This is a genomic window from Herpetosiphon gulosus (assembly GCF_039545135.1).
GTDB lineage: Bacteria > Chloroflexota > Chloroflexia > Chloroflexales > Herpetosiphonaceae > Herpetosiphon > Herpetosiphon gulosus.
In genome coordinates this window covers 352973-375766 of sequence record NZ_BAABRU010000001.1, presented here as the reverse complement: position 1 = coordinate 375766, position 22794 = coordinate 352973, and the positions used below count along the sequence as shown (strand labels likewise).

18 protein-coding genes and 1 pseudogene are annotated in these 22794 nt (G+C 51.7%); all 19 read right to left on the bottom strand.

The window, feature by feature from the left end; translation table 11 throughout:
* Positions 1 to 3: 3 nt before the first annotated feature.
* Positions 4 to 1071 carry an ABC transporter permease gene (locus tag ABEB26_RS01650; RefSeq protein WP_345720197.1) on the bottom strand — a complete coding sequence of 356 codons (1068 nt, stop codon included), beginning with the start codon at positions 1069 to 1071 and terminating at the stop codon, positions 4 to 6.
* A 317-nt stretch (positions 1072 to 1388) separates the two neighbouring features.
* Complete coding sequence (locus ABEB26_RS01645; protein ID WP_345720196.1) at positions 1389 to 3308, bottom strand: peptide ABC transporter substrate-binding protein; 1920 nt, start codon at positions 3306 to 3308, stop codon at positions 1389 to 1391.
* A gap of 337 nt (positions 3309 to 3645) precedes the next feature.
* Positions 3646 to 4815 carry a cell division protein FtsZ gene (gene ftsZ / locus ABEB26_RS01640; protein ID WP_012191034.1) on the bottom strand — a complete coding sequence of 390 codons (1170 nt, stop codon included), beginning with the start codon at positions 4813 to 4815 and terminating at the stop codon, positions 3646 to 3648.
* Between the two features lie 70 nt (positions 4816 to 4885).
* Positions 4886 to 6133 (bottom strand): cell division protein FtsA, encoded by a 1248-nt coding sequence (gene ftsA / locus ABEB26_RS01635; RefSeq protein WP_345720195.1) that lies wholly within the window; start codon positions 6131 to 6133, stop codon positions 4886 to 4888.
* Between the two features lie 253 nt (positions 6134 to 6386).
* On the bottom strand, positions 6387 to 6731 hold the full coding sequence (locus tag ABEB26_RS01630; RefSeq protein ID WP_201783493.1) for a small basic family protein: 345 nt from the start codon (positions 6729 to 6731) through the stop codon (positions 6387 to 6389).
* A gap of 11 nt (positions 6732 to 6742) precedes the next feature.
* Positions 6743 to 7591, bottom strand: coding sequence for a cell division protein FtsQ/DivIB (locus ABEB26_RS01625; protein ID WP_345720194.1), 849 nt, complete (start codon positions 7589 to 7591; stop codon positions 6743 to 6745).
* Positions 7588 to 8673, bottom strand: a complete 1086-nt coding sequence (locus ABEB26_RS01620; RefSeq protein WP_345720193.1) for a D-alanine--D-alanine ligase — start codon at positions 8671 to 8673, stop codon at positions 7588 to 7590. Before ABEB26_RS01620 ends, ABEB26_RS01625 begins: the two co-directional genes overlap by 4 nt.
* Positions 8670 to 9578, bottom strand: coding sequence for a UDP-N-acetylmuramate dehydrogenase (gene murB / locus ABEB26_RS01615; protein ID WP_345720192.1), 909 nt, complete (start codon positions 9576 to 9578; stop codon positions 8670 to 8672). Before murB ends, ABEB26_RS01620 begins: the two co-directional genes overlap by 4 nt.
* A gap of 2 nt (positions 9579 to 9580) precedes the next feature.
* Positions 9581 to 10861, bottom strand: a complete 1281-nt coding sequence (locus tag ABEB26_RS01610) for a tetratricopeptide repeat protein (RefSeq protein WP_345720191.1) — start codon at positions 10859 to 10861, stop codon at positions 9581 to 9583.
* A 4-nt stretch (positions 10862 to 10865) separates the two neighbouring features.
* On the bottom strand, positions 10866 to 12197 hold the full coding sequence (gene murC / locus ABEB26_RS01605) for a UDP-N-acetylmuramate--L-alanine ligase (RefSeq protein ID WP_345720190.1): 1332 nt from the start codon (positions 12195 to 12197) through the stop codon (positions 10866 to 10868).
* Between the two features lie 160 nt (positions 12198 to 12357).
* Complete coding sequence (locus ABEB26_RS01600) at positions 12358 to 12990, bottom strand: hypothetical protein (protein ID WP_345720189.1); 633 nt, start codon at positions 12988 to 12990, stop codon at positions 12358 to 12360.
* A gap of 5 nt (positions 12991 to 12995) precedes the next feature.
* Positions 12996 to 14297: a UDP-N-acetylglucosamine--N-acetylmuramyl-(pentapeptide) pyrophosphoryl-undecaprenol N-acetylglucosamine transferase gene (locus tag ABEB26_RS01595; RefSeq protein ID WP_486348285.1), complete on the bottom strand. Its 1302-nt coding sequence runs from the start codon at positions 14295 to 14297 to the stop codon at positions 12996 to 12998.
* Positions 14298 to 14397: 100 nt separating this feature from the next.
* Positions 14398 to 15447, bottom strand: a pseudogene (gene ftsW / locus ABEB26_RS01590) (putative lipid II flippase FtsW); the annotation flags it as partial.
* A gap of 48 nt (positions 15448 to 15495) precedes the next feature.
* Complete coding sequence (locus ABEB26_RS01585) at positions 15496 to 16356, bottom strand: rhomboid family intramembrane serine protease (protein WP_345720186.1); 861 nt, start codon at positions 16354 to 16356, stop codon at positions 15496 to 15498.
* 153 nt (positions 16357 to 16509) lie between these two features.
* Positions 16510 to 17808 carry a UDP-N-acetylmuramoyl-L-alanine--D-glutamate ligase gene (murD, locus tag ABEB26_RS01580; RefSeq protein WP_345720185.1) on the bottom strand — a complete coding sequence of 433 codons (1299 nt, stop codon included), beginning with the start codon at positions 17806 to 17808 and terminating at the stop codon, positions 16510 to 16512.
* A 71-nt stretch (positions 17809 to 17879) separates the two neighbouring features.
* Positions 17880 to 19010, bottom strand: a complete 1131-nt coding sequence (gene mraY, locus ABEB26_RS01575; protein ID WP_345720281.1) for a phospho-N-acetylmuramoyl-pentapeptide-transferase — start codon at positions 19008 to 19010, stop codon at positions 17880 to 17882.
* A 17-nt stretch (positions 19011 to 19027) separates the two neighbouring features.
* The gene (locus tag ABEB26_RS01570; RefSeq protein ID WP_345720184.1) at positions 19028 to 20497 is read right to left on the bottom strand and encodes a UDP-N-acetylmuramoyl-tripeptide--D-alanyl-D-alanine ligase; all 1470 of its coding nucleotides are present in this window, start codon (positions 20495 to 20497) and stop codon (positions 19028 to 19030) included.
* Positions 20498 to 20542: 45 nt separating this feature from the next.
* Complete coding sequence (locus tag ABEB26_RS01565) at positions 20543 to 22369, bottom strand: peptidoglycan D,D-transpeptidase FtsI family protein (RefSeq protein WP_345720183.1); 1827 nt, start codon at positions 22367 to 22369, stop codon at positions 20543 to 20545.
* A 36-nt stretch (positions 22370 to 22405) separates the two neighbouring features.
* Positions 22406 to 22777 carry a hypothetical protein gene (locus ABEB26_RS01560; protein WP_345720182.1) on the bottom strand — a complete coding sequence of 124 codons (372 nt, stop codon included), beginning with the start codon at positions 22775 to 22777 and terminating at the stop codon, positions 22406 to 22408.
* Between the last annotated feature and the right edge of the window lie 17 nt (positions 22778 to 22794).

The window sequence follows — 22794 nt, the reverse complement described above, 5'->3', positions numbered from 1 at the left end:
CAGCTACTCAAGTCGGATTCGTGGGTCAACAATCGTATACAGAATATCAGCAAGCAAGGTGGCAAAGACCAACAAAATCGATGAGATCAGCAAGAAAGCCATTGCCAAAGGGTAATCTTTGAGGTTCAAAGCGCTAATAAAGGTAAAGCCCAGCGCTTTATAATTAAAGACTGTTTCGGTAAACAATGCGCCACCGAAAACCCCAGGAATCGCAAAAACGATAATCGTGATCAAGGGAATCAAGGCATTGCGGAAAGCATGCTTGTAGATCACAACCCGTTCTTTAACCCCTTTGGCTCGCGCCGTTCGCACATAATCTTGGCTCAACACTTCGAGCATACTAGCCCGCATAAAGCGGCTCCAGTTGGCCAAATTGAGCATTGAAAGCACGGTAACTGGCATAACAAGGTGCATCACGCGATCAAGGAACGAGCCAGCCACAACTGTACCGAGGATTGGTACCTCGTAGTTGCGCAAGGCCAAAATATCGCCAGCAGGGAAGTAGAACCAGCCATTACGCTTGAACCACAGCGATACCGCAATAATCAACAAACCAAACCAGAAGGCTGGCAGCGATAAGCCAATAAAGCTAAATGTGGTCAGCACATAATCAAAGAATGAATATTGGCGAACTGCCGAGAAGACCCCCAACGGAATCCCCAACACCAACGAAATCAAGGTTGAGGAAATCATCAGCCAAAGCGTATCGGGGAGTTTATCGCCAATAATGTCCAAGACTGGCGTATTGCGTTGGAACTTCCACGATGTGCCCCAATCCCAGCGCAAAATCCCTTTGCGATCGCCTTTATATTCTTCAAGGCCAATTTTATCCATCCAGGTATCGCCAGCTAACCAAGTTGGATACCACAAGTACCAAGGCTTATCAGCCCCAAGCAATTTTGCTTGGCGTTTGATATCCTCTTCACTCGGACGGCTTTTGGGATCTGTGTTTTGGCGCAACTCATCAAGTGGACCACCAGGAGCCAACGCAAACAGCGAGTAGATCACTGCTGATGAGAACAGGAGAACGAGCATCGCTTGAAACAAGCGCCGAATGAGATATACGGTCATGCGGTACCTCTACACATGCTTGAAATGGTTAATACCAAGATAAACGGTTGTTAACTATTACACTCTACTTTAGTCAATTACGTTCAAAAAAAGAGCAATCAATTTTAAAGCTGGAAAACTGGCCTATTGTACCATTTATCTCGCATTACAAAAAAACCACACAAGCATGACAATCACTGTCTGGTGGTTACGACATCCTGAGTGACAACATTGTCTTGATTTAACTGCATGGTGCTCGCGAAAGGTTGTAGGAAAAGAGAGGGAACAACTACGGAGCCACGTGCAAGCACGCAGCTCCGTAGTGGGGAGCTTACCGATTACTCAGTAACATCCCAGGTTTCGATGTTCCAGAAGTCAACTTGGCTGGTTGGGTTCAAGTCCAAGCCGCTAACCTTGACGTTGTAAGCACCAACATTGACGCGTTGGTACAATGGGAAGGTTGGCAATTCGGCATTGAAGACCTTTTGAGCTTCGATGACCAAAGGAATCCGCTTGGCGCGGTCGGTTTCTGATTGCGAGGCCAACGCTGGCTTGTCGTAAGCTTCGTTACACCAGCCGGTGTTGTTTTGGCCACCGTAGCTGTTTTCAGCGGTTGGTACTTGCTCACAGAGGTACAGAGCGGTCGAAGGCTCTGGGCCACTGACCCAAGCGTACAAGCCTAAGTCGAAGCGGCGGCCTGACAAGATACCTTCTTCGCCGTTCTTGAACAAGACATCGGTTGCTGGCACGAAGTTCAATTGAACATCGATACCGACAGCTTTCAAGTCTTCTTGGATCAACTGGGCGACTGAAGCACGGGTTTGGTTGTTTTCGGTGGTGAAGAATTGAACCGTGAGCTTGGTACCATCTTTTTCAAGAATACCATCAGCGCCAGCAGTCCAACCAGCTTCGGCCAAGAGAGCCTTAGCTTTTTCAACATCGTATTCGTAAGCTTCCAAGCCTTCGCCGTTTGGTGGATAAGCCCAGTGGTCGGCTGGCAAGAAGGTGTTCATCACAACGGTCTTGCCGAACAAGACGTTATCGATGATTTGCTTGCGGTTGACAGCGTAAGCCACAGCTTGGCGCAACTTGACATCAGCGAATACTGATGGTTGACCGTCGTTGCGCTCGACACCGAAGTCCATGTGTTCCCACACGGTTGCTGGAACATATTGGCCCTTGAGCACGCCAGCAGCTTCGAGTTCGTCGAGCTTAGGAGCGTTAGCCAAGGTCAAACCAATTGAACCAACTACGTCGATTTCGCCACTTTCCAATTGTTGCAAGACTTGATCTTCGCTGGTCAGATACTTGAAGGTAACATTACCAACGAGAGGGAAACCTTTTTTCCAGTAGGTTTCGTTTGCAACCAACTTGGTGCTTTCTTGTGGGGTGTTTTCGGCAATTTTGTATGGGCCGTAAGCCAATGGCTTGCTAGCGTAGTCGCTACCACCAATGGTTGCTGGGTCTTGGCTTTCCAAAACGTGCTTTGGTTCAGGCCCAAAGGTGTTCAAGAAGTAGGTTGCATCGGTATAACCAGGTGCAGCGTACCATACCAAGGTTTTGTCGTCTTTGGCTTCGTATTTTTCGGTGCGGTCAAGCACGAAGCGGCTAGCGTTCTTGATGCCTGGATCTTGGTACAATTCAGCAGCAAACACGAAGTCGGCAGCGGTGATGGCGGTGCCATCTTCCCAAGTCATACCATCAATCAAGGTCCAAGTTACAACAACTTGTTCCAATTCAACAGCTTCGGTCAAGCTAGCGGTATCGGTGATCAACTCATCGTCGATCACGATGTTACCAGCATAGCTGCTATCAACTGAGATGGTTTGGGTCACTGCATCGCCATCTTCGAAGCTTGGCAATTTGGTGAAACAAACTGGTTGATATTCGTAGCTCAAGGTGGTGAAACAAGCTGGTTGAATCGCTGACAACACTTGAGTCGTGGCGCTTGATTGTGATTCAATGCCGAACAAGGTGTCTGGCGATTGGGTCATACCGATGATGATGGTTTTATCCATATCAGGAGCGGTACCAGTTTGTGGTTCGGCGGTTGCTTCAGCAACGGTTGGTTCGGCGGTTGCTTCAGCAGTCGTTGGTTCAGCGGTTGCTGCTGATGAAGTATCTGTAGTTGCAGTTGCTGGGGCAGTCGTTGCTGGGGCTGTGGTTGGGGTTGTTTCGCCACCACAAGCAGCAAGGATCGGAACAACAAGGACCAACATGAGCGCAAAGCTCATCAATTGGCGCTTTGATCGAAGCATTCTTGCCTCCTAAATCAAACAATTGAAAGGACGATTTCTAAATCGAACATTCCTATATCAGAGGGATATAGGGCCAACAGGGTGTCTCGTTGGTGACGCGACCACCTCCTTCCAATGTGGTTTTTGGGGATAGTATAAGTAGCACAGATGCAATCTGTATTCAGAGCATCATTATAACCATTAAAAAGCTGGTGTCAAAATTTGTAGTACTTTTTGCCTAATCTTTGGGCAGTTTGCCCAACGACCTAGCTAACTATCTAAAAATATTCACGCTCAATTTGGGCAATTTGCTCGCCCCAAGGGGGTAGTACCACTCCCTCGGAGCGAGCCAAAAACCTTACTTGCGGCGTTCGCGGTTGCGCAAGAATGGCGGAATATCTAAATCGTCGTTGCTACCAAAGGAGGTTGGAGGTGTGGGCCGTTGTGGTTGTTGCGGTTGGGGTGCTGGCCGCACTGGTTGCTGAGTTGGTTGTTGGTAGCTGGTTGGTTGGCTCGTCGGTTGGCTTTGCGCCGATGGATATGAACGTGAGCGATTGTTGCCTTGGGGCCGCGCTTGATCAAAACCCGTGGCAATAATCGTGATTTTAACTTCATCAGCTGGCAAATTAGGGTCAATGCGTGCCCCGAAGATGATGTTGGCATCAGGATCAGCCGCCTTGGAAATAATCTCAGCAGCTTCGTTGACTTCCAACAAGCCCAAATCTTCGCCACCAGTGACGTTGAACAGCACGCCTTTCGCACCATCGATCGAGATTTCAAGCAATGGTGATGAAATTGCCATATTCGCAGCATCGATCATGCGATTATCGCCAATCCCATGGCCAATTGCCATCAAAGCCGTGCCCTGTTGCGACATAATCGTTTTTACGTCGGCAAAGTCGAGGTTAATCAAACCACGGCTGGTAATCAAATCGGAGATCCCTTGAATACCTTGGCGCAACACATCATCAGCCATGCGAAAGGCTTCGTTCATTTTGGTGTTTTTAGAAGCGATTTGCAGCAAACGATCGTTAGGAACAACGATCAAGGCATCAACGCTTGGTTTGAGTTGGTCAATCCCCGATTCGGCAACTTTGCGGCGATGGTTACCTTCAAACAAGAAGGGGCGGGTTACCACACCAACCGTCAAGGCACCAATTTCTTGGGCAATCGAGGCAATCACGGGCGAAGCACCTGTGCCTGTGCCACCACCCATGCCAGCAGTGATGAAAACCATATCCGAGCCACGCAACACATCGTGCAGCTCATCGTGGGTTTCTTCGGCGGCTTTTTGTCCAATCACGGGATTACCGCCTGAGCCAAGTCCACGCGTCAGTTTATCGCCAATCCGCACGCGAATCGTGGCTGGTGAGTGGATCAAGGCTTGAGCATCGGTGTTGACAGTGATAAATTCGACCCCTTGCAGGCCCGATTCGACCATGCGATCAACCGCATTCGAGCCGCCGCCACCAACCCCAATCACCTTGATTTGGGCGAAATTTTCAATTAAGTTGCTATTGAAATCCATGTTAAGTTTGCCTCCAGATCAGCACCAAAGCCCAGCAATGGCGTAGATCGACTGTAGCCACGATGCTTGTTTACGGTAAAAATTCCCGTAACCACATTTTGAAGCGGTCGTAGGTTTGTTTCCAGTTGGTCGTTGCTGGTTGGCTCGCAGCATGGCCGCCAACGCTGCCCATTCCATGACGCAAGCCCCAACGGACAAGCCCCACAGCCGTGGCATAGGGTGGTGCATCTATTGCTTCAGCTAATCCAGTCAAATTCGTTGGAATACCAATGCGCACTGGCATCCCTAAAAGTTGGCGTGCCATCTCATCTAAGCCAGGCAATTGAGCCGAGCCACCTGTCAGGACAATCCCCGCAGGCAACAGGCCTTCATAGCCAGAACGACGGATTTCATTGCCAATCATGTCGATCAGTTGTTCGGCTCGCGCTTGCAGAATTTCATTCAATTCAACCCGCGAGACTTGTTGATGTTCGCCGGGCGAGAAGCCATCAGTATCGATCAGATCATCATCAGGGTCATGGCTGTCGATATCGGTTACTTTGCCATAGCGCAATTTGAGATATTCGGCGGTGTTATGTGGTGTATGCAGCACATAAACCAAATCGTTGGTAAAATGTGCTCCGCCAATCGGCAACACCACGGTGTGCCAAATCCCACCACCAATAAAAATCGCAATGTCGGTTGTGCCGCCACCAATATCAACGAGCACAACCCCACGGCTTTTATCTTCTTCGCTCAGCACCGCCTCGCCCGAAGCCAAGGGTTGCAGCACCAGGTCGTCAATGCCGACCCCAGCTCGTTCAACACTCTTGATTAAATTTTGAATCGCCATCACTTCGCCAGTGACAATATGGGTTTCAACTTCAAGCCGATAGCCTGCCATACCCACTGGATCGCGAATGCCCTCATGGCCATCAACGATATAGGCCCGTGGAATCACATGGATCACTTCGCGTTGGGTTGGGATAGCAATCGCTTGAGCGGCTTCGACAGCGCGGGCAACGTCTGTGCGCGAAATTTCATGATCAGGTCGTGAGATGGCGACCACCCCACGACTATTAACTGAGGAAATATGGCGGCCTGCAATCCCGACAAAGGCAGTGCCAATGCGATAGCCCGAAAGCCGCTCGGCCTTTTCAACCGAAGTCGCAATCGCGCTAACCGCCTCGTCGATATTCACCACGACCCCACGGTCGAGACCTTTGGAAGGCGTAAGGCCAACCCCTAAAATATTCACTTTGCCTGTATCGTGAACTTCAGCAACCAAAGTACATATTTTGGTTGTACCGACATCAATACCGACAATGGTGCGATTCATGGAAAACCCCTTGTGTTAGGCTAAAATGTTGCCTGTCAAGCAGGGTTGCTGGCGATTATACGAGATAGCAGATCGCTTTGCAACCACGCTGCATTGCGTCAACAACCTACACTAGGTCGCAGAAGAAGCTGCATCTTCAAGGCTGGAACAATGCTCAATGTCGGGTTGCTCGAAATAATGAATGATGAGAGCGCGACATTGCGAAAAAGTGCATCCATCAACCGTACCACAGCCTTGTTTTGTCAACCTGCGCCTAGCCAACTAGGTGTTGTCGAATACGACTGGCATTTTCAAACAAACGGACACCAAAGGCCACCACTGCCGCCAAATAGAGGTCAATGCCTAGTCGCTCGCCCAGAAACGCCAGCACAACCGCCAACACAGTGTTGCCAATTAATCCTGAAATAAAGATCCGATTCCGATAGCGTTTTTCGATTGTTGCTCGCGTTGCCCCAACAATCGAATCAAGCGCCGATAAAACTGCTACCGCTGTGTAACGGGCAAATTGCGAGGGGATTGTCAGACCGGAAACAAGTCCAATCGCTACCCCGACTCCCAGCCCCGCCAGCGGAATCCACATAGCTTGTCGCTGCTCCACGCATGTGCTCCTTATTGCGACCCTGCCGTTGGCGTTGGAGTCGCCTGCGGTCGATAGTAGGGTTTTTCCGGTCGTAAATCGATAAATGTCCATACAGTATTGCTTGCTTGAACTTGTTGCAACGTTGCAAGTTTCAAATCAAGGCTCACCTGCTGTTCAGCCAACCGTCCAAACACCGCTTGATTAGTATCATTGTAAACCGAAACCCCATAGTATGGGTCCCATTCGTAGCGCGTCGGTTGCCAACCAAGCTCTTTGGGAATGCGTAAATACAGCGTTTGCGCCAAATTCAGCGCATCGGTGTCGATATAGCTCCCCGCCGAAATCGGAATTGTGCGGGTATCGTAAATCACTAGGGTTGCGGTAGTGATTGATGTGGCCAAGCCTAACACTTCGCCCCCAGCAGTCACTTCGTAATTTGTACCACCCATATTCCAAACCACTGCTGCCTGTCGCTCTTGCACTCGCACCAATACGCGGGCGGGAATCCGCAACTGCACGCTCGCTGTGGCAACATAGGGGTTTTGGCTAATTCGCGCAGCCACTTCCGCCGGATCAATATCCCAAATCGAGATACCTTGCAGGTTGGCTAATTGGCTGATCGTGGCGGCATCGACCGAGCGATTGCCCTCGATCTCCAATTCGCCAACCACAAAAGCCGGTGAACGAAAGACTACAATCAAACTGCCAATACCGACCAACAGCAAGCCTAACGCCGCTAATTTGCCATTCAAGAGCATGTTGCGCAGAATGGTTCGCAGCGTTGGGCGCACCATTGGCGTGGTGCTACGCACGCCCAGCGGTGCACGCCCGCGCGGTTTGCGGCTAATCAAGCGGCTTGAGCGACGTGGATTACTCATCGGCCTCGCTCATGATAACGTTCAATCGCCAGATCGATCAGCCGATCAAGTAATTCGCTATAGCCAAGGCCAGTGGCTTCCCACAATTTGGGATATTGGCTCATCGCCGTAAAGCCAGGGAAGGTATTAATTTCGTTGATATAGATCGCGCCAGTTTCGCGCTCGACAAAGAAATCGACCCGCGCCAAGCCTGCCCCGTCAATCGCTTTGAAGGCGGTAACTGCCATCTCACGCAGTTGTTGGCTGGTCGCAGCATCAAGCTCCGCCGGAATTGCAAATTGGGTCTGGCCTTCGAGATATTTATCGGCATAATCGTAAAAATCGTTGGCAGGCAGCACTTCACCTGGCACTGAAGGCTCAGGATCATCATTACCCAAAATTGCAACTTCAATTTCACGGGCATTGATGCCTTGTTCAACCACAATTCGCCGATCGTAGCCAGCAGCCTCGGCCATGCCAGCCGCCAATTCAGCTCGATTGCTGACTTTGCTAATGCCGACGCTGCTACCTAAATTGGCGGGCTTAACGAACATTGGATAGTGCAAATGAGCTTCAAGCCGCTCGTAAATTGCTTCAGGCTGTTGTTGCCAATCGCGGCGCAAAACCAGCTGCCATGGCACTTGGGGCAACTCTGCGGCAGCAAAAGCCGATTTCATCAAGCCCTTATCCATGCCGACTGAAGCCGCCAAAACTCCACAGCCAACATAGGGCAGATTGGCGAATTCAAACACTCCTTGAATCGTGCCATCCTCGCCAAATGGGCCATGCAAGACTGGAATAATCACATCCAAGGCGGCAACATTGGTTTGTTCGGGCAAACTACCAGCACTTTGCACAATCGCGGTTTCGCTGACGACCCCAGCTTGCGGCGCACGGCCAAGCATCTTTTGGTCGGCCTGTTGCTCCAAGGCCAACAATGGGTCGCCGCCGCTCAGCCATTGACCATTACGGGTAATGCCAATCGGAATCACGGTATATTTTTCAGGATCAAGCGCATTCATCACGGCCCGCGCCGATTTCAACGATACTTCGTGCTCGCCCGATTTCCCGCCAAAAACAATTCCAACCCGCCGTTTTGTCATAACGATTGATCCTCACTGGTGATCACGCGAACTTCTAATTCGAGTTCGATGCCAAATTGTTTGAGCACTTCGGTTTGGGCATATTCGGCCACCCGCAAAATATCGCTGGCCGTCGCCCCGCCCAGATTCAAGATATAGTTGGCATGTTTTTCGGCAATTTGGGCCGCGCCCATGCGAAAACCTTTCAAGCCAGCAGCATCGATCAAACGTCCAGCAGTGGTGTTAGTTGGGTTTTTAAACACCGAGCCACACGATGAGCCAGCTGGCGTGCGTTGCTTACGACCTTCGGCAATCTCGGCCATTTTGCTAGCGATCCGCCCAGGATCATCGCGCCAAGCACTCACAACTGCATCGAGCACATACGGAATGCGCGTGGTTGGGCGATTGCCTGCCAGTCGTTTGAGTTGGCTCGTGCGATAGTCGAATTGAAAATCAGCCGCCGACCACTCGACAATCTGGTTATCGGGCAACAATAAACGCGCCGATTGCAGGTGTTTGGCAGTTTCGCCACCATAACAGCCAGCATTACCATAGATTGCCCCGCCGATTGTGCCGGGCAAACCTTCGGCCCATTCAAGGCCAGCAATGCCTTGAGCCGCCAAACGCCGCACTGTGCCAGCGGTTGGTGCACCAGCCTGCACATGAATCGTCAGCTGATCACCATGGTCATGCACTTCAAAGCCAGTCGCGCGATTGCGAATCACCAAGCCATTCCAGCCTGCATCGCTCATCAATAAATTCGAGCCGCCGCCTAACATAAAAATTGGCACTTGCTGAAGTTCAGCCCATTGCACCGCCTCAACCTGTTGCTCAGGGCTGGTAACGTTTACAAAATACCGCGCTGGGCCACCAATGCGCCAAGCTGTGTAGGGCGCGAGTAGCTCATGTTCGCGAAGATCGATCATGCTTAAACCTGCATTCCTATAGTTCGCAAGCGTTCACGCAAGCGTTTTTGTTCATCGTAATGGCCAAGACCTTGGCGCAATAAAAAGGCTGTATGCCAATGCTTGGCCGCATCGTGGCGATCATTCCATTCGTAGGCCAAATCGCCCAAACGCTCGCTAGCCAAGGCAATTCCAACCGTATCGCCCAATTGCTGGGCATTGGTCAGGGCAATATTGTAGTTGGTGCTGGCCGAGCCATAATCAGCTTGTGCCCGATAGGCATCGCCCAAGCGATTGTGCAGCATAATCTGGCCAACGCCAGGCGTGCGCCGATCCTCATATTGCAAGGCTTTGAGCAACGATTCAATCGCCGTTTGATAATCGCCCCGGGCATGATGAATCACCCCAAGCACGGTGTAGGCGCGGGCCGTACCAACTGAATCATTTAATTTTTCGCGCAGCATTAGGCTTTCGGCTTGGCAACGTAGCGCTTGATCCAAATCGTTTAATTCGAGATACGAAAGTGCCAATTTTTCATGCACAATCGCCACGCCCAACGTACCAGGCAGATGTTCCTCGATTTCCAAGGCACGTGAGTAGTAATCGGCGGCTTGTTGGCCTGAACCAATCAAACGATAGACATCGCCAATACTTGTGATAATTTTAGCGATTGTTAGCCGATCGTCAATCACCGCTCCGCGTGCTTGTGCGGCGTTATACAGGTGAATTGCTTCGGTATGGCGGCCTTGGAGTTGCTCGGTTTTGCCAAGGTGCAATAAAGCTTCGGCCTCAAGCGGCACATTATTGGTAGTTCGGGCCAAATCGAGCGCTCGTTTTAAGGTTTGCTCGGCGCTGTTATAATCGCGGATTGCTCGTTGCGAACGCCCCAAGGCCACCAACGAACCACCCTCAATTTGCACCGATTGGGCCGCACGGGCTAAGGTCAACAATTGCTGAGCATAAAACAAGGCATCATCGTGATTGCCCGCCCAATCCAGCACCGTCCAAGCCAAGCTGTAGGCTCGAATTGCAAAATTGGCGCGTTGTTCCTCGGCCAAACGGTTTAAATATTCCAAGGCCCGTTCACACCAAACCCGCGCATCGGCGATATTATGTTGAGCAATCACCGTTTCTGCTTGATCAAGTGCGGCAGTAATTGCCTCAGACCACTCACAGGCCAATGCTAAATGCCATGCCATAATTCCATCCAAGCCTTCAGGCCGCCCAGTTTGTTCAGCGTAAAGTTGACGCAAGCGCTCTGCCGCATCACGATGAAATTGGCGATAGGCAGCATCAGCAATCATCGAATCACCTCAGCGCCGCCACCAACCGCTCGCCAACCGCAACCCCATCGCCAGCTCCCAAGGTCAGCACCACATCGCCAGCCTGCACATCGCGCAGCAATTGCTCAAACGCTTGCTCTAAATCGCCAACTGCCAAGGCGTTCGGATGCTGCATTCCAGCCACGATTTGAGCGGTTGGGTCGCTTTTGCTGGTTTCGCGTGCCCCGTACACCGCGCCAATTCGCACTAGGTCAGCCTGCTCAAAAGCAGTTTGAAAATCGGCTAGAAACGCTTCCAAGCGGCTAAAGGTGTGCGGCTGAAAATAGGCCACAATCCGTTGCGCCGGAAAGCGCTTGCGAGCTGCCGCCAAGGTCGCGCGAATTTCTACCGGATGATGAGCATAATCATCAAACACGCGCACAGCACCAACTTGGCCTTTTGGCTCGAAACGCCGCGCCGCGCCTTGATAGTGGGCAATTGCTGCGACTGCTGCCGCCAAATCAACCCCATAGGCATGGGCGGCGGCTAAGGCTAATAACGCATTTTGTACATTATGTTCACCAGCAACCGCTAATTGCACCACCATTGGCTCAGCAGCGGGGCTGATAAGCTCAAACAGCATGCCATCGGGCGTAGCCTGAACCGCTGTTGCTCGCCAAGTATTATGCTCTGCCAAACCGCAACGAATCGCTGGCACATCAGCAAGCACTCGTTGTGTACCCAGATCATCGCCGCACAACACCAAATGTTGCAAGCTAGATTTAGTGGCAAATTCACGAAAGGCTGCATCATACTCAGCTTGGCTTGGGTAAATATCCACATGATCCCAATCGAGATTGGTGATAATACCAATGGCTGGACTCAGCGCCAAAAACGTGCGGGCATACTCATCGGCTTCGAGCACCAACGGCCCTTGGCCCCAAGCGGCACTCGCACCCAAGGCAGGCACATCGGCTCCAATTAAAAAGCCAGGTGTATAGCCACAATACTTAAAAATAACCGCCAACATTGCGGTAGTGGTGGTTTTGCCATGAGTTCCGGTAACCGCAAGCGTTGGTCGTTCAGCGCTCCATTCACGCCATAAATCGTGGCGAGTTAGCACCGGAATCGCCGCTTGGTGAGCCGCCACAATCTCAATGTGGTCAAGTGGCAAGGCTGAGGTCACCAACAGCCGATCAATCCCCTGCACATGGCTAGCGCTATGGCCAATCGCGATTGAAACACCGTGGTCAGCCAAACGGGTTGTAGCCGCATTAGAAGCCCGATCGCAGCCAGAAACCTGATCGCCACGCTCCAACAAGAGCGTCGCAATCGAACTCATACCTGAACCACCAATTCCAACAATGTGCGTATGCACCAGTGACTCCTTAAAAAAGCCAGATAAAAACAGCAGAAACGCTGAGATCGATGATTCCCAGCGTCCCCAAGGATTTTCAGAACACAGAACATAGAGCATAGAGCATAATTTATTAATCACATTTGCTATGTTCTATGTTCTTTGCTCTATGCTCTTCAGCTTACTCCCGCATTTTGGGCAGGCGGAAGAAGGTCACAACCAAGACGACCAAAAAGAGCAAGGCAAAGATCGTCGGCAAATTGTCTTTCAAGGCATTTTCTTGCGAGATTGACGAGACCGTGATGCCCACGCCCTCATCAAAGGGCAAATTCGCACCATCTTTATCGAAGGCAATCCAAAAATCGAGCAAGCGCGAAAGCACAATATACGAATTGAGCACGCCCACGCCAACCCCAATCACCTGCCCACCACGACTAGTCTCCTCGCGGCTACCAATCGCCGAGCCAATCACATATGAAAGAATCACCCCGATAATAAACGAAATTGCCCGAAAATTCTCGAAATTTTCGCTATCGATAAAAGGTGAACGTTCGCCACTATCGCTGCCAAAAAGCGCATTAATAAATACTGCAAAGGCATTGACAATCCGATTTAACAGCCCAGCCATGTTTTCAGCAACCGTAGGGTTTGCGAACAGAACCAACGAGAAAATCAGCCCGACCGTGGTGATCGCCTCTTCCTTCCAGCCGCGTCGCCAGCCAAAGAAGCCTGCGATTGGAAAAATCACAAGCATCAAAAGCTGCAAAAAGCTAAACTGGATCGCTTGTTGCAAGAGGATCAGTCGAAACGACATACGCTTTAGCCTCCTCGGGCAAGCGCCAGCCATTCGCTGGCAAGCCGCGCCCCTGCATCTGGTTGGGCAAGGCTGGCACTGCGTTGCGCCATCGTTTGTAAGCGCAACGGGCTACTCAGCACTGCTGAGAGTTCGCGCCACAAACGGCCTTGGGTTGGCTCTCCAGAGCCTAGCATTGCTTCATCAGGAATGCTAATTGCTGCGCCACGGTCGGCTAGGGCAGCAGCGTTGTATTCTTGCTTCACCATGGTCAAAGGCACTAAAATCGATCCAATGCCTGCGGCAGGAAGTTCGGCCATCGTCGATGCGCCAGCCCGACTTAACGCAAAATCTGCTGCGCCAAACGCTGTGCTCATCGAGCGTTCAGCATCCGCATGCAGATAGGGGTAAAGATGATAACGGCTGGCTAGCTCAGGGCCGAGTTTGGCTTGGGCCTCACGCAACCATGTCTCATCGCCATTCCGTCCGCAAACATGCACGACCTGCGCTAATTCTAACAGATCGCTTAAGAGCGCGGCAACCGCCTGATTGATCGAGCGTGCCCCGCGACTGCCACCATACACCAACAGCACTGGCAATTGATCATTTAGGCCAAAGATTGCCCGACATTGGGCTTTATTTTGATTAAACAGCTCGCCACGCACCGGATAGCCAGTTTCAACCACTTTATGCGCTGGCAAGTAGCGCTTGGAATCATCAAAGGTTACGGCAATGCGCGTGGCTAAACGAGCCAGCACCCGCCCAGCCCAGCCTGGCACAATATCCGGCAAATAAAGCAAGGTTGGCACACGCTCAAGCGCCGCTGCCACAAATAATGGCACACAGACATAGCCGCCAGTGCCTAAAATTGCCGCAGGCCGTTCGCGCCGCAATAAGCTGCGTGCAGCAAGCACACCTTTGATCAAAACTCCAGCATTTTTCAGCATTTGCAGTGGGTTGCGCCCGCGCATGGCCGCAGCAGGCAGGCCAATAAACGGAATTGAGCTTTCGCGCTGAACTAAATCACCTTCCATGCCATCAACCGAGCCAACATAGCGGAGTTGCGGCTTAACGTTGGCGTTTATTGCGACGACGCTGCTCAATTCGTTCGCGGGCAGTGCTGCCGTTGATTGGCTGGCTGACCAAGTTTTTGCGCTGTTTGGGCTTGCGCCAAGCGATAAGTCGCTTGGATTCGTCGGCTGGTTTGCGCCACGTTCCGCCGAGGGAGTTGCCGACGGCAAAGCTGCCGGATCGGTGATGTTCTTCAGGGCGCTGGCCACCGCCAAAGCCGGATACACGTGGCCGCCCGTGCCACCGCCGCACAGCATCAGCAGCGGCGACCACTCGTGGTCGGAGTTGGCCAATTGTGGGGATGGAGAGTTCATTGGTTCGTTCCTCAGCCCGTTTCAACGGCGCATAACGGGTTACACTCAGCAGCAAGCCCGCCGCAATCATGGTCATCATCAACGATGAACCACCATACGAAATAAATGGCAGGGTAATCCCAGTAAATGGAATTACGGTGGTCACTACAGCAATATTAATCAGCGCTTGCACTACTAACCACGTGGTCACGCCCACGGCGATCAATGCTCCAAATGGATCAAGTGTCCGCGAAGCGATCCGGAAGCCGCGTACTGCTAGCACGACAAACGCTGCCAGCACCAAGCCAGCCCCAATGATACCTAATTCTTCGCCAATCACCGCGTAAATTGCATCGGTATGGGCAAACGGCAACCAGAAAAATTTCTGGCGGCTTTGGCCTAAACCAACGCCCGTCCAGCTGCCTGAGCCAAGTGCATACAAGGCATGAATTGGTTGATAGCCACCATCACGTGGATAGCTGAAGGGATCTTGCCAAACCAATACCCGCAAGGCCCGATAGCCCGCCGATTGAATTGCCAGCCAGCCAACCACTGTCGTCATACTGGCGGCAATGCCAAGGTGGGTCAAACTGGCACCTGAGGTAAACAAAATCGCTGCGCTGATCACCACAATCACAATCGTGGTACTCATATTTGGTTGCAACAGCACCAAGCCCGCCAATAGCCCTAGCATAATCCCAAACGGCAACAGCCCGGTGACAAATTGGCGAATTTTCGAGCCACGCCGCGAAAGCCAGTCAGCAAAATAGATAATCGCCGCAAATTTAGCAATTTCGCTGGGCTGCATGCCAACTGGGCCAATATTAATCCAGCGACTAGCGCCGTTGACCTTGGTAATATGTTCGGGCAACAGCAATACCAGGAGCAGCAAAAAGAGCGTAACAAGCATCAAGGGCAACGAAAAACGCCGCAATTTACGATAATCAAAGCGCATGGTGGCGATCATTGCACCAACGCCAGCAATTGCCCACATGGTTTGGCGCAGCACCCAATAGACCGATGAGCCATATTCGGCATAGGCCACATAGAACGATGAGCTATAAACCATCACTAGCCCAAACGCAACCAAGCCGCCCACTAGGGCTAGCAACATTCCATCAGGTTTTCGCGGAACTCGATCGTTCATGCGACCTCCAACCGTCTAACGGGCATTTAACCAAGCTTGATAGACATTTTCTAAGAGCGCGACACTTGTAGCATCGTTCATGCGTTGGTTATGCACAAACCACGTCGCAACCAGAATAAAGCCAACTGCGCCAACCACACTCAACCAGCGCAGCCCTGATGGCGCTTTGGCTTCAATCCGCGGTTTAAACCAATCGGCGATATAAACGAGGCGTGGAGCCAAACCATAGCCCACCGCCAAGCCCATCAGCATCCCGCCAATGTGAGCATAATTGTCGATCACCGACGAAAACGACAAGCCAATGATCAAGTTAATCGCTGCTGTGCCAAGCATTTGGCGCAAGTTTTGGCGGGCAAAATCGCCCAGAACACTGCGAGCTGAAAGGAAAAAGCCAATCAAGCAACCAATCAGGCCAAAGATTGCCCCCGATGCGCCAATCGAAGGGCCAGTCAAATTGCCAAAACTATACGAAGCCCAAGCCCCGCCAATCCCTGCAATTAGGTAGATCACGCTAAACCGTAGGCTGCCATAGAAGCGTTCAACGGTTGGGCCAAGCGCATACAGGGCATACATATTAAAGCCAATATGCACAATCCCGCCGTGCAGCACGGTTGCGGTCAATAAGCGCCACCACTCGCCGCCCATATCCATCAACGGTGACCACTTGGCTCCAAGTTCGATCAAGACAAAGGCATCGCCGCGAGCATTGCCCATCACGCTCATGCCCTTGAGAATACACAGCACAAACATCACAACGTTGATCGCCATAAACACCCAAGTAGCCCGTACTGGCGCACTGGGAAGTTGCACCATCACAGGTTGGCTGGGCGAATATTCAACACGCTCAGGTTGATAGCCTGAATAGGGATCTTGCATGGGTTGCCAATTTCTGAGCCAATTGCAGCAATCAAGCTCAATAGCGACGAAACCAGAACTTAGGCCTTTGGCAATAACCTTCAATCGCAGAACCTTCACTATCGTGGCTGGTTTCAAGCAATTGCGCTATAGCCCAATATTCCTAAATAATTTTTAAGCTTCCGTCAATAGGTCAACAATGCGGCGAAATTCTTCACCGCGATGAAATTCATTACGAAACATGCCAAAACTAGCAGCACCAGGCGAGAGCAACACAGTATCGCCAGCTTCAGCCTCGGCAAAGGCCGCCCGAATCGCTTGTTCAAACGATTGATAGCGTTCTTGCATTGTGCCAAGCGCCGCACTCAGGGCGGGCGAACCCGTGCCATCCAAGATAATCAGCCGTTTCAATTGGGCCGATTGTTGAATCGCTTCAACCAACGGTGTCCAAGCTAGTTTTTTATCAGCCCCACCAGCAATCAAAATCACTGGGCTGGTCATTGAATTGAGCGCGGCAGCGGCAGCAGTTGGGGTGGTGGCCGCCGTATCGTTGATCAAACGCACACCATTGATCTTGCGCACCAATTCCATCCGATGTTCAACCCCAGCGAAATGCTCAATTGCGTTGCGAATTGCTGCATCGGGCACGCCATAGGCTTGAGCCAAAGCCGCCGCCGCCGCAATATTCAAGGCATTATGCTGGCCTTGCAACTGGCCCATCGGCCAGCCCTCGTTGCCATCAAACCAAATCACCCGCCCTGGAGCATCGTTGGCCCAGGTATTGACAATCAAGTCGTGCTTGGGTAGTACCACCACATCATCAGGGCTTTGATAGAGAAAAATTTGTTGCTTAGCTAATCCATAATCGGCCATCGAGCCATAGCGGTCGAGATGGTCAGGTGACAAATTGGTGACACATGCATACTCAGGGCTTAATCCAGCCTCGCCCAAGCCTTCCAATTGCCACGACGATAGCTCAAGCACGACTGGCGTTTTGGCTGTAATCCGTGGCAATTGTTCCAAGGCCGAAACCCGCAAATTGCCGGCCACCACCGTATCGGGATAAACCTCGCGCAGCATCGCCCCAGTCAAGGTGGTGGTGGTGGTTTTGCCCTTGGTTCCGGTGATGCCAATTATTGGCGCAAGGCAGAGTCGGAAGAACAGCGTCATCTCCATCTCAATTGCCACGCCAGCAGCGCGAGCCAATTGCAAATAACGCGATTCACGCGGCACACCTGGGTTACGAATCACCATATCGACCCGCTCAAAATCTTGATCACGATGCTCGCCCAGCACAAATTCAACTGGTAAGCCCGCCAAAGCCTCAAGCGAGGGCTGCAAAATCTCGGCACTACGGAGATCGGTCACAATCACATGGGCTCCTTGCTCAAGCAAAAAGCGCGTGACCCCTAAACCACCACCATGAACACCCAAGCCCATCACCGTTATGCGTTTATTGCGTAAATCGAGCATGCATTGCCTTACTTGCTAAGCACCTTGCTATTGAATCAAGCTAACTCTACCAGCAACCTTACGAACGTCCGTTAATTGCCCAGCGGCGTTGGATAGGCCGTCGGCAGCGGATCATCGGTCGTGGTAAACGGATTATTGGGCGCAGTCGGCTGATTGGAACTAGCTTGTTGGGGCAAGGCTGGATTCAGCGCCAGCGAAATGCCGATCATCGCGGCAATAATCCCAATCATCACAAAACGCTGCACCACTTGCATCTCCGACCAACCTGCTAGCTCGAAGTGATGGTGAATTGGGGTCATTTTGAAGACCCGTTTGCCAGTACCAGTTGTGATGCGGGTATATTTGAAATAGTAGCGCTGAATAACCACCGAAGCGGCTTCGAGCACATAAATAATCCCAACGATTGGCAGCAACAACCACGCTTTGGAAATCAGCGCGACAATCGCCAAGGTCGCACCCAAGGCCAACGAGCCAGTATCGCCCATAAATACTTGAGCCGGATGGGCGTTGAACCACAAAAAGGCCACACATGCGCCCGAAACCGTAAACGAGTAGGTCACCAAATAATCGAAGCGATAAACAAAGGCAATCACGCCAAAAGCGGCAAAGGCAATTGCTGAAGTCCAGCCTGCCAAGCCATCCATGCCATCGGAAAAATTCACTGCGTTAGCCATCGCCACAATCAAAAACGTCGCGATCGGAATGTACCAATAGCCAATATCGATCACGCCGACAAACGGCACAACCACCTCGCCGCCATTATCCAAGCCAAATGGTTCGGGCAGATATAAGGCCAGCGAGGCAAAAAAGGCGATCATCACCAACCAAACCATTTTGAAGCGTTCGGTCAGGCCAAAGGTTTTCGAGCGCACTTTGGTCAACGAAAGATAATCATCGAACGCGCCAAGAATGCCATAGCCAACTAGCGCCGCCAAGGGCAAAAGCATCGACCAACGCCCAACCAAGTTGAAAATCACCGTGATGATGACAACCGAGGCGATGATCATCACGCCGCCCATGGTTGGCGTACCAATTTTGATCATATGGCTCTGCGGGCCATCAACCCGTATTGCTTTACCGATGTTATGGGCCTTAAGCCAGCGAATCCACCAGCGGCCAAGCACTAGGGTCAAAACAAAGGCCGCTCCTGCCAATAACAACGCTTCAGCCAGTTTGAGCACCAGCGCTCGCTGAATCTCGATCACGACCTGTTCGTTATTCACGCCGTAGCCTCCGGCCTAACTTGCAAGGCATTTGCCACATCTTCCATAGCAGCAGCACGCGATCCTTTGACAAGGACGTAATCATTCGCTTGGAGCGTCGATTGCAACGCCGCAATCACCGCAGCTTTATTAGGCAGCACATGCACTTGTTCAGCAGGCAGGCCTACTTCAATGGCTTCTTCGCCAATCCAACGCGCTTTTTCGCCTACTACATATAATTGGTCAACCACATCGGCGGCTCGCACACCAACCAAACGATGGCCCGATTCATCGTGCGGGCCTAGTTCGGCCATATCGCCAAATACGGCAATCCGGCGGCCTTGTAGTTCAGCCAATAAATTCAACGCCGCAATGCAGGAAACTGGTGAGGCATTGTAGGTATCGTCAATCAAGGTTGCCCCGCCAACCGCTGGATACGAGAGCAAACGCAATTGAGCGCTGCTACGCAACCCTTGAATCAGCGAATCCCATGAAAGCCCTAATACAATCCCGACTGCTGCCGCCGCCAAAGCTGTATGCACGCTGTGCAAGCCAATCAAGGGTAATTTGATATGCCATTGTTCTCCACGATAATGGGCATCAAAGCCAATCCCATCGAGGCCACGGCTTTCGATGTTATCAGCCCACAAATCGGCTTCAGGATCAAGCCCATAAGTAAAAACTTGGGCTTTGGTCACCTGCTGCATCGCCCGCACCCGCTGATCATCATAATTTAGAATCGCCCAACCATCGGCTGGCAAGGCTTGCACCAATTCGCTTTTGGCTTCGGCCACATTCTCAATCGTATGCATGCGCTCCAAATGCGACGCACCAACGTTGGTTACGATGCCAATTTGGGGCTGGGCAATCGTCGTCAGCAAGGCCAGATCGCCTTTGTTGTAGATGCCCATTTCGAGCACTGCTATCTGATGTTCTGGTTCAATCCCCAGCACCACCAAGGGCAAGGTATTTTCGCTGTTGTAGGAGCGGGGGCTTTTGTGGGTACGCATGGTTGGCGCAAGCATCGCCGCCAGCACCTCTTTAGTCGAGGTTTTGCCAACGCTGCCCGTAATCCCCACCACCACCAAATCCTGCTGTTGGCGATAGCGCGTCGCCAACCGATGCATGGCGGCTAACGGCAGATCAACGCTAATCAGAAAAAAGGCATTGGCTGGCGCGTCATTAGCAATTTGGCCTTGATCAGGGTCGAGCAGCACAAACGGTCGATCCAAACCAAGCTGGCTGGGATCGGCCAAACGCCCGCGTTGCACCAAAGCCGCCCGCACGCCGCGTGCCGCCGCTGCCGCAATAAAATCGTGACCATCGACGCGTTCGCCTTGCAAGGCCACAAACAAACCATCTGCGCTGGCTTCGCGTGAATCGATGCAAGCACCCGTTATTGGTAAATTGGCCAACGCTGCGGGCAATTGCAGGCGTGGTTCGCTGGCAATTCGCACTCCATCAACCACCGTTTGTAGGCTTAGCATAGGCAATATCTCAAAGCCATGAACACCATGGCGCTAGTAGATTCGTTATTGTTCGATTTGGCATTCATGCACCAACTCTGGGTTGGGCGGAATTTGATAATGGGTCAGCAAGCGCTTGAACACGGCAGCATAGACTGGAATCGCTGATGTGCCCCAAATATCTTGAGTTCGATCGAGCTTGACCAAGACGGTAAAACGCGCATCTTCAATTGGCCCAAAGCCCATCACCGAGCCAATCGTGGCATTTTCGTAGCCACCACGACCATCGGGAATTGAGCTGGTACCAGTTTTGGCCGCAATATTATAGCCAGGCACCAAGGGCACGCCGCCATTGCCTTGGCGGTCGTAATAGCCGCTACATGATGTCCACCACATCTTTTCTTGAAACGCATAGTTATTGTTGGCCGCTCGCACCATCATTTTGGCCACATCCATGGCAACATCGCTGTCGATCACTTTACGCAACACTTTTGGCTCAACCTTGTGACATTCGCCGCGCTCACACCATTCTTGAATGATGTAGGGCTGCATCAAGTTGCCACCATTGGCAATCGCCGACATCGCTCGCACATGTTGTAGCGGCGTAACGGCAATCCCCTGGCCGTAGCCATTGGTTGAAAGCACAATTGGCCGCCAATCAGCGGTTGATTCAGGCCATTGCACAATCCCAGCCTCTTCGCCACCTAGCTCAATTCCGGTTGGTTCGCCATAACCAAAATCATGCAAACCTTGGTAGAAGGCTTCGTCGCCCGCCATTTCGGCATATTGCAAAGCGCCCACATTCGATGAATACAAGATCACATTTTCGGGAGTCATCGGCGAATGGCCATTGGAATCGAAGTTGGCGCAGCAGCCAGGCGCACGGGCAATAAACCCAGGATCATCAACCACACTATTGACCGTAAAGGCCTTGGCTTGTAGCCCAATCGCCAAATTAATTGGCTTGAAAGTTGAGCCTGGCTCATATTGATCGGTAATCACCGAGTTTTTGTTGTAAATTTCTGGTTGATATTCGGTATAACGATTGGGATCAAACTTGGTGGAAGTTGCCATGGCCAAAATCGCACCAGTTTTGGCATCCATCACGGTGATCGAGCCGCCACTTGCACCATGGTTGACTAAGGCATTTTGTAATTCTTCTTCGGCAATATGTTGGGCAGTTGGATCAATCGTCAAGGTGATGTCAGCGCCATCGCGTGGCTCTTGCACAGTTGGCGGCTCGATCCAAATTGAGTTCGAGGCCGAGTCGATTTCGGCTTCTAACGAGCCAGCTACCCCAGCCAACAACGAATTATTATAACCCTCAACTCCGCTAATCCCAACATTTTCGTAATTAGCAACCCCGACCACATTCGCCGCAAACGTGCCTTTGGGGTACACCCGCACTGGCTCAGGGGTCAACGTTAGCGCGGTATTTTTGAGTGCTCGAATTTGCTCGCTGACCTCAGGGGTTAAGCGCCGCGCCAAGACCACATATTCGCGATTTTTGGTTAGCAGCAGTTGCTTAATCTCGCTAGGCGCTTTGCCAATCAGTGGCGAAAGCAACAAGGCCAAGCGATCAGACTCATTTGGATCAGTCGCATCATCATCGATATAGGGTGGAGCAACGCCGAGCGTATCACGATCCACATTCATCGCCAACACACTACCAGTGCTATCGCGAATGATGCCACGAGCAGGCTGAATTGTGCGATTTTGGCGAAACTCGCTCTGTGCCAAGCCCGAAAGCTGATCATGGCGTTGAATTTGCACTTCAAATAATTTATGGGCATTGGCTAAAGCAAATACCACACAGATCAACAGAATCGCGTTGATCCGCCAGCGTGAGAGCAATGGTGGGTTTTGAGGAGTTGGAGCGGTACGTGAGGCCATGCAAGTTCCTCCAAGCAGCAAAGGCTGGAACGGGCGCTAACGAGCCTGAGCCGTCCAACGATGGTGTGGTAGTTCGATAATCAGATATTCGGCTTGGCTTGATTCAATTGGCTTGAAGCCCAAAGCGGTTGCCCGCTGACGCACAACCTCAAGCGATTGCGATTGTTCAATCTCATAAAGCAATTGGTTATTCTCGCGCTCCAATTTAATTTGCTGCACTTCGAGTTGTTCGAGCCGAAAGCCCAGCGCGGCAATTCGCCCAGTTTGGGCCAAATAGAGCATACACATTAAAGCCACCACCACCGCCAAAGCGATCAGTACGCTAGCGCGGCGTTGACGGGTTGATTGGCTGGTGCTGCGATTTCGGATGGCACTCAGGCCACCAATTGATTGAGATTGAACCGCCATCAAGCATCCTCCGACAA

Excerpts from the sequence above, each read along its gene's own strand:
- ABEB26_RS01650 (WP_345720197.1), bottom strand. The coding sequence starts at position 1,071 with ATGACCGTATATCTCATTCGGCGCTTGTTTCAAGCGATGCTCGTTCTC.
- ABEB26_RS01645 (WP_345720196.1), bottom strand. The coding sequence starts at position 3,308 with ATGCTTCGATCAAAGCGCCAATTGATGAGCTTTGCGCTCATGTTGGTC.
- ftsZ (WP_012191034.1), bottom strand. The coding sequence starts at position 4,815 with ATGGATTTCAATAGCAACTTAATTGAAAATTTCGCCCAAATCAAGGTG.
- ftsA (WP_345720195.1), bottom strand. The coding sequence starts at position 6,133 with ATGAATCGCACCATTGTCGGTATTGATGTCGGTACAACCAAAATATGT.
- ABEB26_RS01625 (WP_345720194.1), bottom strand. The coding sequence starts at position 7,591 with ATGAGTAATCCACGTCGCTCAAGCCGCTTGATTAGCCGCAAACCGCGC.
- ABEB26_RS01620 (WP_345720193.1), bottom strand. The coding sequence starts at position 8,673 with ATGACAAAACGGCGGGTTGGAATTGTTTTTGGCGGGAAATCGGGCGAG.
- murB (WP_345720192.1), bottom strand. The coding sequence starts at position 9,578 with ATGATCGATCTTCGCGAACATGAGCTACTCGCGCCCTACACAGCTTGG.
- ABEB26_RS01610 (WP_345720191.1), bottom strand. The coding sequence starts at position 10,861 with ATGATTGCTGATGCTGCCTATCGCCAATTTCATCGTGATGCGGCAGAG.
- ABEB26_RS01600 (WP_345720189.1), bottom strand. The coding sequence starts at position 12,990 with ATGTCGTTTCGACTGATCCTCTTGCAACAAGCGATCCAGTTTAGCTTT.
- ABEB26_RS01595 (WP_486348285.1), bottom strand. The coding sequence starts at position 14,297 with ATGCTGTGCGGCGGTGGCACGGGCGGCCACGTGTATCCGGCTTTGGCG.
- ABEB26_RS01585 (WP_345720186.1), bottom strand. The coding sequence starts at position 16,356 with ATGCAAGATCCCTATTCAGGCTATCAACCTGAGCGTGTTGAATATTCG.
- murD (WP_345720185.1), bottom strand. The coding sequence starts at position 17,808 with ATGCTCGATTTACGCAATAAACGCATAACGGTGATGGGCTTGGGTGTT.
- ABEB26_RS01570 (WP_345720184.1), bottom strand. The coding sequence starts at position 20,497 with ATGCTAAGCCTACAAACGGTGGTTGATGGAGTGCGAATTGCCAGCGAA.
- ABEB26_RS01565 (WP_345720183.1), bottom strand. The coding sequence starts at position 22,369 with ATGGCCTCACGTACCGCTCCAACTCCTCAAAACCCACCATTGCTCTCA.
- ABEB26_RS01560 (WP_345720182.1), bottom strand. The coding sequence starts at position 22,777 with ATGGCGGTTCAATCTCAATCAATTGGTGGCCTGAGTGCCATCCGAAAT.